We start from the raw sequence: 15,543 nt of genomic DNA, 5'->3' as shown, positions 1-15,543 counted from the left end.
GTCGACTCATGTACTATGCCTCTGACGTGCGGAAACGATCCTCACATGGATCGGAGACGCTATCCGGATCGAACCCCTTGACGCACTCCTTATGGGACACAAGTCACGCTTGATCAGATAACGAATCTCCATCCGAGCTGCAATACAGTGAGTGATCTGGAAAAATCCATCGTTACACCCCCAGAAGTACTAACCCTCAAAGGCAAGGCATTTCCATGATCCCCCGGGCATGGCACCTGGTAGCGGCTGCGCTCAGCGCGCTGCTGATGCTGCCTGCTCTCACGGGGACCGCCTCGGCCGCGCCGAACAGCCGGGTCTACTCGGCCACGCTGGCCAAGTCGGCGGCGGACATGAAGAAGGTCGCCGAATACTGGAAGCCTGACCGGCTCAAGAATGCCGACCAGTACAGCCCCGCCACGCCGGCCTCGCAGTCCAAGCCCACCGCGTCATCGTCTTCGTCGGCCGGCGGCGCCGCCGTGCCGAGCAAGGTGGTCAAGCCGAAGAGCACGCGGAGCCTGCTGAACGTCGCACCCGCCCTCCCGCTGAACAGCACGTCCGCCAAGACGATGGGCAAGGTCTTCTTCCGCTTCGGCGACAAGGAATATTGGTGCTCGGCCAGCGCGATCGCGGCCAAGAACCGCAGCGTGGTGGCGACCGCCGGGCACTGCGCGTACGACTCGCGCCAGGGCAAGCCCGCCGATTACTGGATCTTCGTTCCCAATCCGGGTCCCGGTGGGGCGACGCCCGACGGCATCTACGTGGGCGCGTCGATCAGCATGCACGAGGACTGGCCGGGCAAGGGCGACTACGACTTCGACTACGCGTTCGTGACCGTGCACCGCGGCTTCAAGTGGGTGGAGAAGAACGGCCAACTCGCCATGCAGGACGTCGGCCGGCTCCAGGACAACGTCGGCGGGCAGGGCCTGACGCTCGGCAAGGGCCTGGCCCTCACGATCACCGCCTTCGGCTACCCGGCGGGCCCGCAGCCCGACGGCAGCCACCCGTTCGACGGCAAGACGCTGAAGGTCTGCGCGGGGAGCACAAGACGCACGGTCGCCCCCAGCCTCGACCTTCAGTACGGCGTGCAACTCCAGCCGTGCGACTTCAGCGCCGGCGCCAGCGGCGGCCCCTGGTTGCTCAACTACCAGCCCGTGCAGAAGCTCGGACTCCTCACCGGGATCAACAGCCTGACCTGGAACAGAGACGCCAAGGGCGCCTATGACGCGGTGTCCTCGCCGACCTTCAACGCCACGACCGGCGAGGTCTACCGACGCGCCGCAGGGCTCGCAACACCGCAAAATGTGACGTAAGTTACACCCAGCGTATCGCCACCCCGAGTGATCAGCCGGTTTCACATCTCAATACGATCACGGCCATGATCGTCGCGCTTGACTCCAGTATCGGGTAATTCACACGACCAGAGTCAGACCGATAGGTTCCCGCCTGTCCGTTTGCTGCATTCTGGGGTGCAAGAGGCGCCCCGCGTCTGGAGTTTTACCTTGAAGCGCATCCTTCTCCCGGCCGGTAGCGCCGTCCTGGCGACCGGCCTTCTGGCCGCCGGCCTGGCAGGCACCGCTCAGGCACAAGGCGACATCGCCACCGACCCCATGGCCCGCAACACGCAACAGGCCTCCTCGGTCGCGTCCTTCTGGGCCGCGTCGAACTTCGCCGCCCTCCGCTCCGCCACCGCGTACACCTGGGACGCCAAGGAAGTCAGGAAGGTCGTCTCGAAGGGCGGCTACAGCCCCGACGGCAACCCGGGCAGCGCCACTCCCATCGGGGAGGAGAAGAAGGCCCCCGGCAAGGTCCAGAACGTGAACATGCCCAGGACGCTCGGCAAGGTCTTCTTCGTCGACGGCAAGGGCAAGTTCCGCTACTGCTCCGCCACGTCCATCCAGTCGAACTACCGCAACCTGGTCGCCACGGCCGGCCACTGCGTCTACGACACCGACAGCAACAAGGCCCTGCTCGACAACTGGGTCTTCGTGCCCGGCTACTACGAGGGCAAGACGCCGTTCGGGATCTACGTGGGCAAGCAGGCCTTCACCCACACCGACTTCGACGTGTACGAGGACTACGACCGCGACTACGCGTTCGTGACCGTCTACAACGGCATCTCCTTCAACGGCGTCAAGCAGGTGACCAAGAAGGAGTACGACGGCTTCGTCGGTCCCAAGCGGAACTGGGGCGGGCGCTACTACATCCTGCTGTCCAAGGACGCCGGCCGACTCGGCGACGTCGTCGGCGGCCAGGGCGTGTCCTGGAACCAGCCCACCGGCAAGCAGGTCCGCGCGTTCGGCTACCCGGCCGGCCCGCACCCCGACGGCAACAAGCCCTACAGCGGCGTGACGCCGAAGTGGTGCTACAACAAGACCACCGCCAAGGCCGTGGGCGCTCCGTGGCTGAAGATCGAGGAGCACATCGGCCTCAAGTGCGCTGTGACGCCCGGCTTCGACGGCGGCCCCTGGCTGGCCAACTACAGCAACGGCAAGCGTCTGGGCTACGTCAACGGCGTGACCAGCACCTTCGCCGACCAGGACGGCAACGACCGGATCGACTACATCACCTCGCCGTACTTCGACGGTGAGACGGCCTCTGTGTACAACTCGGCCAAGAACACGTGGTCCGGCAAGATCGTCGGCCCGAACGGCGAGCTGTACAAGTAACCACTCAACACCCAAAAAGGGGCTCGGCCGGGTTCGGCCGAGCCCCTTTTTGCGTCCCCAGCAAGATCATTTCAGCCGATTTGGCGATATTAGACGGAGCTCGCGCCAATCTGGTTCCTGTGATCTGAGTCACATTGAGCCGCCTACTTGGCGTGACACACCCCTCACCGCCGATTCGTGACACCCAGTGCATACCCAGCGAAAACGTGGCCTATCGATCACTCAGCGCGAAGATCTCTGACTGGTAACAGGACGGTCACAGCGGTAAGGCTGGCTTCCAGATGCCCCAGAACGGCTTTTACCTGCGGAGATCACCACGCTATGTTCCTTGCTATCCCTTTACTGACGCATGGGACGCAAGTTGCGACCCACGACAGAGCAAGGAGCAGTTCCCTTGAAGCGCATCCTCATCCCCGCCGGTGGCGCCATCCTGGCTACCGGCCTTCTGGCTGCCGGCCTCGCCGGTACGGCCACGGCCGCCAGCGACGTAGCCTCCGACCCGATGGCGAAGAGCGCCGCTGACGCCAAGGCCATCGCGGAATTCTGGGCGGGCACCAACAACGCCGCCCTCAAGGCCGCGAAGGAGTCCAACGTCTGGGACTCCGGCGACGTCGCCAAGCTGCAGAGCAAGGGCGGTTACAGCGCCGACAGCAAGCCTGGCTCGTCCGTCCCGATCGGCCAGGAGAAGAAGACCTCGGCCAAGGTCCAGAACGTGAACATGCCGAAGACCATCGGCAAGGTGTTCTTCGTCAACAGCAAGGGCGAGAAGAAGTGGTGCTCGGCCACTTCGGTTCAGTCGAAGTACCGCAACCTGGTCGCCACGGCCGGTCACTGCGTCTACGACACCGCCACCAACTCGGACGTCATGTCCAAGTGGGTCTTCGTCCCCGGCTACTACCAGGGCAAGACGCCGTTCGGAATCTACGTGGGCAAGCAGGCCTTCACCCACTACGACTTCGACGTGTACGAGGACTACGACCGCGACTACGCGTTCGTGACCGTGTACAACGGCATCCAGCTCGGTGGCGGTTCCGCGAAGCAGGTCTCCAAGGCCGACTTCGACAAGTTCCAGGGCATCAAGGACGCCAAGGACGTGGCGATCACTGAGGCCGAGTACCAGAAGTGCAAGGACCTCAACGGCGGCGAGACCCCGGACTGCTGGGCCAAGACGGACAGCAAGATCGAGGTCGTGGGCCCGGACTACCCCGGCGCCGTCAAGGCCCTCACCGAGGTCACCAAGGAGCAGTACGACGCCGCTCCGACGGGCAAGGCCAACGGCACCAAGGCGCCCGCCGCCACCAAGACGGAGAACGTCACCAAGAGCGAGTACGACGCCTACAAGGGCCCGGGCTACCGGAAGATCGACTCCAGGGGCAACTTCACGATCACCCACTACTTCGTCAAGAACTGGGTGAAGAAGACAGACATCAAGGGTTACTACAAGACTGTCTTCTACATCGTCGAGGGCTTCGCCAAGGATGCCGGTCGCCTGGGTGACGTCGTAGGCGGCCAGGGCGTGTCCTGGAACCAGCCCACGGGCAAGTACGTCCGCGCGTTCGGTTACCCGGCTGCGCCGCACCCCGACGGCCACAAGAACTACACGGGCATCACGCCCAAGTGGTGCTACGGCAAGACCAGCAAGAAGGTCGTCGGCTCGGCTGCCAAGAAGATCGAAGAGCACGTCGCGCTCAAGTGCGCGATGACCGAGGGCGCCGACGGTGGTCCTTGGCTGCTCAACTACAGCAACAGCAAGCGTCTCGGCTACGTGAACGGTGTCACCAGCACCTTCAACGACCAGGACGGCAACAAGCGAGTCGACTACATCTCCTCGCCGTACTTCGACGGTGAGACCGCTGCGGTGTACAAGTCCGCGGCGAACGTGTGGTCCGGCAAGATCCTCTAAGTAACACACCGCGACCGTTCGAGGACGGTGCGCACAGTGGTAACTCGCGAAGGGCCCGGCATCGCCGGGCCCTTCGGCGTTCCCGGGCAAATCTGAAGGGCGTTTTGACGCATGGGGCGCCCGGACGGTGCCATCAAGTCGATGTGATCTGCGTCACATCAGCCAGGCGGTGGCCGCGAGGGCGGCACTCGAGCCACCGCAGCAACACTGACAACTCTCTTATGTTGATCTGCGGAAACGGGCTCGTCCGGCACTTCCGGCAAGTCACGCTCTATCGCCACTTAAACATCACGGAATGATCACGCCCGACTTAGCGCCGTTTTTCCCGTCAAAGTAGCTACCGAACTTCAAGATCCACACTGTAAGTTCTGGCTATCCCTTTACTGACGCATGGGGCGCAAGAAGCGCTCCACGACAGACCAAGGAGTTACCTTGAAGCGCATCCTCCTCCCCGCCGGTGGTGCCATTCTGGCCACCGGTCTTCTGGCTGCCGGCCTCGCCGGCACCGCTGCGGCCAACGCGAGCGGCGACATCGCGTCCGACGCCCTGGCGAAGACCGAGGCTCAGGCAGCTGAGACCCTCGACTTCTGGACCAAGTCGAACAACGCGGCGCTGAAGCAGGCTGTGGCCTTCAACCCCGACTCCCTCGAGGTTGAGAAGATCTCCCGTGGTGGCGGTTATAGCGCCGACACCAAGCCGGGCTCCTCCCTGCCGATCGGCGAGGAGAAGAAGGTCGCCGTCAAGTCCCAGAACGTCAACATGCCGAAGACCATCGGCAAGGTGTTCTTCGAGGGCCGCGACGGCAAGCTCTACTACTGCTCGGGTACCTCCGTCCAGTCGCAGTACCGCAACCTGGTCGCCACGGCCGGTCACTGCGTCTACGACATCGCCGGCAACGACGAGGTCGTTTCGCGCTGGGTCTTCGTCCCGGGTTACTACCAGGGCAAGACGCCTTACGGTGTGTACGTGGGCAAGCAGGCCTTCACGCACTACGACTTTGACGTGTACGAGGACTTCGACCGCGACTACTCGTTCGTCACCGTGTACAACGGCATCGGCGGCGTGGGTGCCAGCGGCACCCCCAGCAAGGTCTCCAAGGCTGAGTACGACGCCTACCAGGGCGAGAAGTTCGCTAAGGACATCTCGATCTCTGAGGCCGACTACCAGAAGTGCAAGGACCTCAACGGTGGCGAGACCACCGACTGCTGGGCCAAGATCACGAAGATCGAGGACCTCGCGGGCCCTGACTTCCCCGGCGCCATCAAGACGCTGAAGGAAGTCAGCGCTGACCAGTTCAACGCGGCTCCGACCGGCGAGGCCAACGGCGCCAAGGCGCTCAAGGCCACCTGGGTCGAGAACGTCACCGAGTCGGCGTACAAGGCCTACACGGGCCCGGGTTACCGGAAGATCGACTCCAAGGGCAACTTCACCATCACCCACTACTACCTCAAGTACTGGGTGAAGAAGACCGCCACGGTCGGGTACTTCCGTACCGAGTTCTACACCGTCGCTTCTGCGCTCAAGGACGTCGGTCGCCTCGGCGACAACGTCGGCGGCCAGGGTGTGGCGTGGAACCAGGCTCCGGGCAAGGTCGTTCGCACCTTCGGGTACCCCTTCGGCCCCAACCCTGACGGTAGCAAGCCCTACACCGGTGTTACGCCGAAGTGGTGCTACGGCAAGACCGCCAGCAAGGTCGTCAAGATCCCGGCCCGCAAGGTCGAGGAGCAGCAGTCGCTGAAGTGCGCCGTCACCGCCGGTTACGACGGTGGCCCGTGGCTGGCGAACTACAGCAACGCCAAGCGTCTCGGCTACGTCACCGGTGTCACGAGCCTCATCGTTGACCTCGATGGCAACAAGCGCTACGACACGATCACCTCGCCGATCTTCGACGGTGAGACCGCCGCGATCTACAAGGCCGCTGCGGCCTCGTGGTCCGGCAAGCTCGTCAAGTAGTTAGCTGAACCGAACGAGGATCTAGGTCATCGTTCACCTGCTTTACCGAAGGGCCCGGCATCCTGCCGGGCCCTTCGGCCTTTTCCGCACAAACCAGGCCATGACCTGGTACTCCACCATTTCTGTAACACTCCCGAACAATCTGTTACCAGAGTGACCAGAGGGTCGATAGGGTCTCAACACCTGCTTGTTAACCTTGTGGAGATCCCCAGTGAAGCGCCTGCTCGTCCCCCTGACCGCCGCCAGCCTGAGCGCCGCCACCCTCGCCCTCCCCGCCAACGCGGCCCCCGACTGGGTCCAGGACCCACTCGCCCCCAAGGCAGCCGAGGCCTACAGCAACGCCTACTTCTGGCTCGACGCCAACGGCGCGGCGCTCAAGAAGGCCACGCAGTACAACGTCGACGCCAAGGACGTCCAGAAGCTGGTCTCCACCTCGGCCAAGGCGCCCGACGGCAAGCCAGGCTCGGCCTCCCCCACCGGCACGACGCCCGCCGCGTCCAAGACCAAGGTGGTCAACCTGCCCAAGACCATCGGCAAGGTCTTCTTCCTCGACAGCGGCGGCAACTACCGCTGGTGCTCGGCCACCTCCGTCCAGGCCAGGAACCGCAACCTGGTCGCCACGGCAGGCCACTGTGTCTACGAGCGCGGCAAGGACGTCTTCCGCAAGTGGGTGTTCGTCCCCGGCTACTACCAGGGCAAGGCGCCGTTCGGTGTCTACGCGGGCGCCTACGCGTTCACCAGCTACGACCTGGACACCTACGACGACTACGACGGCGACTTCGCGTTCGTGGCCGTGCACAACGGCTTCGCGCTCCCCAACGACAAGAAGGTGTCGTTCAAGGAGTTCCAAGAGTGGCGTGGCGACAAGTGGGTCAAGCCGGTTGAGATCAGCCCCGCCGAGTACGCCAAGTGCGTCCTGACCCTCGGCCGCTGCTGGTCCGAGGGCGCCGACACCCCGGCCGACAAGGTGGGCCCCGACTTTATCGGCGCGGTCCTGGAGAAGGTCGAGGTGAGCGACAAGGTGTACGAAGCTGCCAAGACCGGCAAGGGCAATGGCTTCAAGTTGGGCGAGCCAGAGACCGTGCCCGTCACTCTGCCGGAGTACGAGGCTTATAAGGGTCCCGGCAAGAGGATCATCGACAAGTCCGGCAACTACCTCATCACCCACTACTACACACAAAAGTGGGTCAAGCCGGGCCTTTCACGCAAGTTCTACACGGCCGAGTACGTCATCGGCATCGCCAAGGACCTGGGCCGCCTCGGCGACATCGTCGGCGGCCAGGGCGTCGCCTGGAACCAGCCCATGGGCCAGACCGTCACCGCCTTCGGCTACCCCAGCGCCCCCCACCCCGACGGCGACAAGGCCTTCACCGGCGTGACGCCCAAGTGGTGCGCCGGCAAGACCGGTACGAAGACCTACCAGGTCAACACCTTCAAGGTCGAGACGCACCAGGTGCTGAAGTGCTCCATGACCCCCGGCGCCGACGGCGGCCCCTGGCTGATGAAGTACGACAACAACAAGCGCACCGGCTACGTCAACGGCGTGACGAGCATGTTCCACGACCAGGACGGCAACGGCCGGATCGACTTCATCAGCTCCGCCTACTTCGACGGCGAGACCGCTGACGTCTACAACAAGGCCCAGTACGCCGCGACCAAGTCGATCGTCGGCCCCAACGGCGAGATGATGCAGTAATAGATAGGGACAGAACGAGCCCGTCGCCGGAGATCCGGCGGCGGGCTCATCTAATAGAGGAAGAAGGCTCAAACAGCGGACAGCTCGCGCAGCGCCCGCACCGCAGGTTCGCTCTTGTACGGCTCCAGCCGCCGCCGCAGGTCGGCCGCGTACGAACGAGACCGCACCGACTGCAGCTCACCGGCCAGCTTGAACGCGGTCTCCGCCACCTTGCACGCCTCCTCCAACTCCCCGCACTGCAGCAACCCGGCCGCCAGCAGCGACAGGTTGAACATCCGCCCGCGCACGTAGCGGCCGTCCATGTCGAGCGAGCGGTGCGCCTGCCGGACGACCCGCTCCCCCTCCCCCAGGTCGCGGAAGCAGTGGGCGAACTTGGCCGACAGGTACGCCTCGTCGAAGTAGCTCAGCCAGGCCGGCTCGTCGGCGGGAGCCCGCGAGTCGAAGGTCACCTCGGCCGCGTGCAGCGCGTTGCCGCAGGAGCGCGCGTCGCCGAGGCCCGCGTGAGCGTGCGCCTCCAGCACCTGGCCGGAGCACAGCAGGGTGTGGACGCCCGCGCGGCGGGCCGAGAGCTGGGCGGCCCTGGCCAGGTCGAGCGCGTGGGCGTGCTGGCCCATGTAGATGGCCTGGTGCGCCATGCCGGCCAGGATCTCGCCGCCCAGCGCGTGGTCGTCGGCGCCCTGGGCCAGGCGCAGCGCCTGGATCAGGTAGCGCTGGGCCAGGCCGTGCTGCTCCAGGTCGTAGGCCATCCAACCGGCCAGGCGGGTCAGCTCCGCGGCGGCCCCGGCCAGCTGCCTGCCCGTGGCCTCGCCGTAGGCGCCCTCTTTGAGCAGCGGTGAGACCGCGGTGTCGAGGTATTTGATGACCGACGCGCGGACACGTCCGCTGCCGAACCTGTTGTCGAGCTCACCGAACGAACGGGTGACCTCGTGGATCGCGGTGATGTCGGCCCTGCCGACGCGGCGTGCGCCGGAGCCGCCCGGGCGTTCCTCCGGCGGGGCCGTCAGCCAGCGGACGGCCCCTACCGAGCCCGCACCAATCGCGAAAGTCGAATCGATCAGGAAGCGCCGCCTCTCCATATCGGCCCGCCACAGCGCCGTCACGGTCGCGACCCCCTCCTTCCACGTGTGCGTGAACTCCTGTCCGAGATCCAGGGGTGTAACGATGGCCGGCATGCCCACCTCCACGGGGGAGAAGGGCCTGCCGAGCCGCAGTGCGAAAATCTCGGTAAGGAGGCACGGCACAGGGTCCCGAGGCCGCTGACCACCGATCCAGCGCAGCACGGAGCTGTGGTCGTACTTCAGGCCAGGGGTGCCACGCGCGGCTCCCAGGTCGTTGAGGCGCCTGGCCAGCCCCTTGTGAGAGAAGCCGGCCTCCGCGATCAGCTGCTGTAGCAGTCGATTGGGCTCGCGTTCCATCGCTCTCCTCGCGGCAACAGGAGTCTGCGCCCGCATCCTTACAGAGAGCCCTCTTTATAGCACGGAGAGTAAAGGAAATTTGGCGGTTCCCTGAGGAAGTGCAGGTTCCTGCGGAAGTGCAGGTTCCTGCACTTCCGCAGGTTCCGGTTCCCGGGGAACTACAGGCGGGCGACCCCGTCGGCGCGGGCCTGGGCGGCCACGGCGGCGGTCACCGCGGGCGCCACACGCGCGTCGAACGGGCTGGGGATGACATAGTCGGCCCTGACGTCCGCACCCACCACGTCGGCGAGCGCGACGGCCGCCGCGACCTTCATGTTCTCGGTGATCGTGGTGGCCCGGACGTCGAGCGCGCCGCGGAAGACGCCGGGGAAGGCCAGCACGTTGTTGATCTGGTTGGGGAAGTCGGAGCGGCCGGTCGCGACCACCTTGGCGTACTTCGCGGCCACCTCGGGATGCACCTCGGGGGTGGGGTTGGACAGGGCGAACACGATCGAGTCCGCGGCCATCGAGGCGATGGCCGCCTCCGACACCGTCGAGCCGGATAGGCCGAGGAAGACGTCGGCGCCCGCCAGGGCCTCCTCGGTCGAGCCCTTGTGGCCCGCCTTGTTGGTGTCGCGGGCCAGGGCCTGCTTGACCGGGTTGAGCCCTTCCCTGCCGTCGTAGATCATGCCCTTGGAGTCGGCGACCGCGATGTCGCCGATGCCGGCCTCCAGGAGGATCCGGGTGACCGCGACCCCGGACGCGCCGGCTCCGGCCACCACGGCGCGCAGGTCGCCCAGAGAGCGGCCGGTCAGCCGGGCCGCGTTGGTCAGCGCGGCGAGGGCCACGATGGCGGTGCCGTGCTGGTCGTCGTGGAAGACGGGGATGTCGAGCAGGTCCCGCAGCCGGTCTTCGACCTCGAAGCAGCGGGGCGCGCTGATGTCCTCCAGGTTGATGCCGCCGAACGAGGGCGCCAGTCGTACGACGGTCTCGACCAGGGCGTCGACGTCGGTGCAGTCGAGGCAGATCGGGACCGCGTCGACGCCCCCGAACTCCTTGAACAGCAGCGCCTTGCCCTCCATCACGGGCATGGCGGCCGCAGGGCCGATGTCACCGAGGCCGAGCACGGCCGTGCCGTCGGAGACGACGGCGACCACGTTGGAGACCCAGGTGTAGTCGTTGACGAGTGACGGCGTGTCGGCGATCGCGGTGCAGACGCGAGCGACCCCGGGGGTGTAGGCAAGGGAAAGGTCGTCGGCGTTGCGGACGGGGATGGTGGATCGGACCTCGAGCTTGCCGCCGCGATGCAACGCGAAGGCGGGATCAAGATCGAGGGATTCAACGGAAGCGGGTGTGGTAGTCACAGCGACCCCAGTAGTCATCGGACGGATGAGACCTTCGGCAGACGGCGCGAGAGGCCTGGCTTCGGTAGCCGCCAGGTGCCCCTCCTCGATCGTCTCGTAAGAGGGGTTACGGGGGTCACCCGTCGCTCCATAGTGCCACATGCTGAGATGGGGTCTGTCTCAGGACCGACTCCGTTCTGTTGACGCATTGTTAATTCTCAGATGACGGTCCGCAGCAAAAGGCCATTTAAACTTCACAAAAACCAACTTTCCTTACATATCACTCGAGGAGGCCCGCACATGGCCCTCTGGCCCAGGACGCGCCGTGGCTACACCACCGGTGCGCTCGCCCTGACCGCCGCCCTGGCGCTGTCCGCCTGCGGCAGCACCTCGCAGACGGGCACCAGCGCCTCGTCCTCCGCACCCGCCACAGCGGCGGGCGGAGTACAGCTGGTCGCCCCCGGAAAGCTGACCACCTGCACCAACCTGCCGTACCCGCCGTTCCAGTCCAAGGACGCCAGCGGCAAGGTCGTCGGGTTCGACGTGGACATGATCGACCTGGTCGCCAAGAAGCTGGGCGTGACGCAGGACATCGTGGACATCGACTTCGACTCGATCAAGGGCGGTGCCGCGCTCAGCGCCGGCAAGTGCGACGTCGCCGCCGCCGGTATGACGATCACCGAGGACCGCAAGCAGCACCTCGACTTCTCCAACCCCTACTTCGACGAAGTGCTCGGCCTGGTGACCAAGAAGGGCGCCGGTGTGCCCGACCTCGAGACCGCCAAGAGCAAGAACCTGAGCGTCGGCGTGCAGGCCGGCACGACCAGCCTCACGCTCGCCAAGAGCAAGGGCATCGAGGCCAAGGAGTTCAAGGACTCCGGCAAGCTGCTGCTCGCGCTGCAGTCCGGCCAGGTCGACATGGTGATCCAGGACCTGCCGGTCGTCGTCGACTGGATGAAGAAGCCGAACGTCTCCTCCGCCTACGAGCTGTCCGGCCAGGTGCCGACCCACGCCCAGTACGGCTTCGCCGTCAAGAAGGGCAACGCCGCGCTGCTCAAGGTCATCAACGAGTCCCTGTCCGAGGCCATCAAGGACGGCACCTGGACCAAGGAGTACCAGGAGTGGATGGGCGCCGCGCCCGTCACGACCCCGACGCCCACCTCCTGATCATGACGACCACGCCGACCACGGCTGAGCCCGCGAAAAGCGGGCTCAGCCCCCGCCAGCGCCGCCGCGTCAGCCTCGCCATCCAGTACGCCGTCTTCGTCCTCGTCCTCCTCGCGGTGATCCTGCTCGCGGACTGGCCGAAGATCTTCGAGAACTTCCTGAACGGCAAGGTCGCCGCGGGGATGTTCCCCACGCTGTTCACGGTCGCGCTGAAGAACACCCTGATCTTCACTGTGTGCGGCTACGTGATCGGCTTCGCGCTCGGTCTCGTGCTGGCGCTGATGCGGTTGTCCTCGGTGGTCCCCTACCGGGTGGTCGCCCTCGTCTACATCGAGATCTTCCGCGGCCTGCCCGCGCTGATCATCTTCCTGCTGCTCGGGTTCGGCCTGCCGATCGCCTTCCCCGGGTTCAAGCTCCCCGGCGACGTCTACGGCACGGTGGCGCTCGCGCTGGGCCTGGTGGCCGCGGCCTACATGGCCGAGTCGTTCCGCGCGGGCATCCAGGCGGTGCCCAAGGGTCAGATGGAGGCGGCCAGGTCGCTCGGCATGAAGCCGGGCCGGGCGATGCTCTCCATCATCCTGCCGCAGGCCATCAGGATCGTGATCCCGCCGCTGACCAATGAGCTGATCCTGCTGTTCAAGGACTCCTCGCTGGTCTTCACGCTGGGCGTGACGGCGGCGACCACCGAGCTGACCAAGTTCGGCTCCGACACCACGATCGACCAGGCCAACAGCACGCCGCTGATCGTGGCCGGCGCCACGTACCTGCTGATCACGATTCCGCTCGGGTTCGTGGTACGCCGCCTCGAAGCGCGCCAGGGGAGGAAACGGTGACGCACGCCGTAGAGATCAGAGAACTGCACAAGTACTTCGGCGACAACGAGGTGCTCAAGGGCATCGACTTCACCGTCGAATCCGGTCAGGTGGTCTGCGTCATCGGCCCTTCAGGATCGGGCAAGTCGACGCTGCTGCGCTGCGTGAACGTGCTGGAGACGCCGACCAAGGGCCGGGTGTTCGTCAACGGTGTGGAGCTGACCCATCCCGACGCCGACATCGACGCGGCCCGGCGGCACGTCGGCATGGTGTTCCAGCAGTTCAACCTCTTCCCGCACCTGACCGCGCTGCAGAACGTGATGATCGCCCAGCAGCGGGTGCTGAACCGGAGCAAGAAGGAGGCCGAGATCGTCGCCAGGGAGAACCTGGCCAAGGTCGGCGTCGGCGACAAGTGCGACGAATATCCCGGCAAGCTCTCCGGCGGACAGCAGCAGCGGGTGGCCATCGCCAGGGCGCTGGCCATGAACCCGGACCTGATGCTCTTCGACGAACCCACCTCGGCGCTGGACCCGGAGCTGGTCGGCGACGTGCTCGCCGTCATGCGCAAGCTGGCGGAGGAGGGCATGACCATGCTGGTGGTCACCCACGAGATGGGCTTCGCCCGCGAGGTGGCCGACCGTGTGGTGTTCATGGACGGCGGGGTGATCGTCGAGCAGGGGTCGCCCGCCGAGGTGATCGGCGACCCGAAGCAGGAGCGGACCCGCTCCTTCCTCAGGCGCGTCCTGCACCCGGAAGGCTGACCTCAGCGGGGCCGGCCTCACAGCGGGCCTTATGCGGGGCGTCCGAGGCTGGGGCGCCCCGCGGCTCGTGTAATACTCCGGCATGGACCTCACCTCTTACGCCGAGTGGGCGGTCCGGCTGGTGAACGATCCGCACCCGCCGCCGGAGCTCCTAGAGCTGCGTGACGAACTGGCGGCCCTGTTCGACGGGACCGGTGGCGAGCAGGCCGTCGTGGCGCGCCTGAACGCGCTGCTCGTGCGTCATCCGGTGCGCCCCCAACTGTCGGACCACGACGGGCAGCGCTGGCACCTGCACCTCGCTGTGGACGCGCACGGCACGGCCGCCGCCGGCGCCGTGATGGGCCTGGCCGCGCTCGTCGCCGAACTGGGCACCGACCGGCTCGGCCGCTGCCAGGAACCGCGATGCCTGCGGGCCTTCCTCGACACCTCCTCCAACCGCTCGCGCCGCTACTGCTCCGCCCGGTGCGCCAGCAGGGCCAACGTCGCCGCCTACCGTGCCCGCCGCAGGAGCGGCCAGTAGCGCAGCACCACCCGGCCCACGATGTCGCTCACCGGGCCGAAGTCCCAGCTGTCGCGGCGCCCGCTGGCCCGCTGGTTGTCGCTCTCCAGCCACCAGCCGTCGTCGCCGTGCCACTGGGCCCGCTTGACGATGAGCCGCTCGGGATCGCCCGGGAGCCGTGCCACGACCAGATCGCCGGGATGCACCGCGGCGCCCCGCCGTACGAGGAGCCAGTCGCCGGGCACCAGCGCCGGCCGCATGGAATCCCCCTCGACACGCACTCTCATGGGCTGTGACCCCCTCCGCCGCAGGCGTTTGGACCCGAGTAAGGTCGGTAGTTGGACCAAGCTGATTCAGCATCAAGGAAGGACTTTCTGATGCTCGCACGACTGCTACGACCCAAGCATGTCGCTTCCGCCCACTGCGACCTGCCCTGTGGGGTGTACGACCCCGCGCAGGCCCGGATCGAGGCGGAGTCGGTCAAGGCGATCATGGAGAAGTACGCGGCCAACGAGGACCCGATCTTCCGGGCGCGGGCGCTCTCCATCAAGGAGGAGCGGGCCGAGCTCGTCAAGCACCACCTGTGGGTGCTCTGGACCGACTACTTCAAGCCCCCGCACCTCGAGCAGTACCCCCAGCTTCACCAGCTCTTCTGGGAGGCCACGAAGCTCGCCGGCGCGGCAGGCGGCAAGGGCACGGTCGAGGTCGCCAAGGCCGAGGACCTTCTCGGCAAGATCGACGAAATCTCCAAGATCTTCTGGGAGACGAAGGCCGCCTAAATCGGCATAAAGGCTCTGTGCGGCGACCTTCCGTGCAGAGCCTTTTCGGTCGATGGCGAGTCTGATTCCGCCAACCACCTCCCGGGGGCGGTAAGTTGCAGTCAGCGCCGTATACGCGAGGAGGAACGTGACCGAGGAAACCGAGACGCGGGCTGAGGGCGTGGCCGGCATCCGCGACGTGGTGAGCATCAGGCTCCCGGCCGCGAGTGCCTACCTGTCCGTACTGCGTACGGCCACTGCCGGACTGGCCGCACGGCTCGACTTCACGCTGGACGAGATCGAGGATCTGCGGATCGCGGTCGACGAGGCGTGCGCGATGTTGCTGAGCGAGGCCGTGCCCGGGACCGATCTGACCGCCGAGTTCGAGCTGACCGGGCAGGAAATGCAGGTCAGGGTCGAGGTCGCGACGGTCGGCAGCTCCGCGCCAAAGCGGGACGACTTCGCCTGGATGGTCTTGACCGCCCTGGCAGACGATGTGGAAGCGGTGATCGACTCTCCCGATCGCATGGCGATCGTCCTGCGTAAGCGCCGAGGCACGGCGAGGCCGGCGTGACGGAAAGGACTGGAGCC

The 15,543-nt window shown here is 66.0% G+C and carries 14 protein-coding genes; 11 read left to right on the top strand and 3 right to left on the bottom strand.

What is annotated here, in order from left to right; all coding sequences use genetic code 11:
* The first annotated feature begins 215 nt into the window (after nt 1–215).
* The 5 genes from ACQP2T_RS09750 to ACQP2T_RS09730 all read left to right on the top strand — a co-directional run bounded on the left by ACQP2T_RS09750 (nt 216) and on the right by ACQP2T_RS09730 (nt 8,218).
* Nucleotides 216–1,310 carry a trypsin-like serine peptidase gene (locus tag ACQP2T_RS09750; protein ID WP_433515834.1) on the top strand — a complete coding sequence of 365 codons (1,095 nt, stop codon included), beginning with the start codon at nt 216–218 and terminating at the stop codon, nt 1,308–1,310.
* 189 nt (nt 1,311–1,499) lie between these two features.
* Nucleotides 1,500–2,666 (top strand): trypsin-like serine peptidase, encoded by a 1,167-nt coding sequence (locus ACQP2T_RS09745; RefSeq protein ID WP_433515833.1) that lies wholly within the window; start codon nt 1,500–1,502, stop codon nt 2,664–2,666.
* 394 nt (nt 2,667–3,060) lie between these two features.
* On the top strand, nt 3,061–4,569 hold the full coding sequence (locus ACQP2T_RS09740) for a trypsin-like serine peptidase (RefSeq protein ID WP_433515832.1): 1,509 nt from the start codon (nt 3,061–3,063) through the stop codon (nt 4,567–4,569).
* 432 nt (nt 4,570–5,001) lie between these two features.
* The gene (locus tag ACQP2T_RS09735) at nt 5,002–6,522 is read left to right on the top strand and encodes a trypsin-like serine peptidase (protein WP_433515831.1); all 1,521 of its coding nucleotides are present in this window, start codon (nt 5,002–5,004) and stop codon (nt 6,520–6,522) included.
* Nucleotides 6,523–6,733: 211 nt separating this feature from the next.
* Complete coding sequence (locus ACQP2T_RS09730) at nt 6,734–8,218, top strand: hypothetical protein (RefSeq protein WP_433515830.1); 1,485 nt, start codon at nt 6,734–6,736, stop codon at nt 8,216–8,218.
* 68 nt (nt 8,219–8,286) lie between these two features.
* Here ACQP2T_RS09730 and ACQP2T_RS09725 read toward each other — a convergent pair whose 3' ends face one another.
* Nucleotides 8,287–9,633 carry a hypothetical protein gene (locus ACQP2T_RS09725; RefSeq protein WP_433515829.1) on the bottom strand — a complete coding sequence of 449 codons (1,347 nt, stop codon included), beginning with the start codon at nt 9,631–9,633 and terminating at the stop codon, nt 8,287–8,289.
* Nucleotides 9,634–9,791: 158 nt separating this feature from the next.
* On the bottom strand, nt 9,792–10,994 hold the full coding sequence (locus tag ACQP2T_RS09720; protein ID WP_357949616.1) for an NAD(P)-dependent malic enzyme: 1,203 nt from the start codon (nt 10,992–10,994) through the stop codon (nt 9,792–9,794).
* A gap of 261 nt (nt 10,995–11,255) precedes the next feature.
* On the opposite strand from ACQP2T_RS09720, the gene ACQP2T_RS09715 reads away from it, so the two are divergent.
* The 4 genes from ACQP2T_RS09715 to ACQP2T_RS09700 all read left to right on the top strand — a co-directional run bounded on the left by ACQP2T_RS09715 (nt 11,256) and on the right by ACQP2T_RS09700 (nt 14,215).
* A complete protein-coding gene (locus ACQP2T_RS09715; RefSeq protein WP_433515828.1) occupies nt 11,256–12,122 on the top strand; it encodes an ABC transporter substrate-binding protein in 867 nt (288 codons plus the stop codon).
* Nucleotides 12,077–12,955 carry an amino acid ABC transporter permease gene (locus ACQP2T_RS09710; protein WP_433515827.1) on the top strand — a complete coding sequence of 293 codons (879 nt, stop codon included), beginning with the start codon at nt 12,077–12,079 and terminating at the stop codon, nt 12,953–12,955. Before ACQP2T_RS09715 ends, ACQP2T_RS09710 begins: the two co-directional genes overlap by 46 nt.
* The gene (locus ACQP2T_RS09705; RefSeq protein WP_433515826.1) at nt 12,952–13,695 is read left to right on the top strand and encodes an amino acid ABC transporter ATP-binding protein; all 744 of its coding nucleotides are present in this window, start codon (nt 12,952–12,954) and stop codon (nt 13,693–13,695) included. The genes ACQP2T_RS09710 and ACQP2T_RS09705 overlap by 4 nt, the downstream gene beginning before the upstream one ends.
* A gap of 82 nt (nt 13,696–13,777) precedes the next feature.
* Entirely contained in the window at nt 13,778–14,215 is a 438-nt protein-coding gene (locus ACQP2T_RS09700; RefSeq protein WP_433515825.1) for a CGNR zinc finger domain-containing protein, read from the top strand.
* Here the strand turns inward: ACQP2T_RS09700 and ACQP2T_RS09695 are convergent.
* Nucleotides 14,185–14,481, bottom strand: coding sequence for a S24 family peptidase (locus ACQP2T_RS09695; protein WP_433515824.1), 297 nt, complete (start codon nt 14,479–14,481; stop codon nt 14,185–14,187). The two genes, ACQP2T_RS09700 and ACQP2T_RS09695, sit on opposite strands and share 31 nt — an antisense overlap.
* 90 nt (nt 14,482–14,571) lie before the next feature.
* On the opposite strand from ACQP2T_RS09695, the gene sodN reads away from it, so the two are divergent.
* Entirely contained in the window at nt 14,572–14,973 is a 402-nt protein-coding gene (gene sodN / locus ACQP2T_RS09690; protein ID WP_219533868.1) for a superoxide dismutase, Ni, read from the top strand.
* A gap of 127 nt (nt 14,974–15,100) precedes the next feature.
* Nucleotides 15,101–15,526 carry an anti-sigma factor gene (locus tag ACQP2T_RS09685; protein ID WP_214640148.1) on the top strand — a complete coding sequence of 142 codons (426 nt, stop codon included), beginning with the start codon at nt 15,101–15,103 and terminating at the stop codon, nt 15,524–15,526.
* Nucleotides 15,527–15,543: the final 17 nt, after the last annotated feature.

This window comes from Nonomuraea sp. CA-143628, from assembly GCF_050942315.1.
Taxonomy (GTDB): Bacteria; Actinomycetota; Actinomycetes; order Streptosporangiales; family Streptosporangiaceae; genus Nonomuraea.
This window is presented reverse-complemented; position numbering and strand designations above follow the sequence as displayed.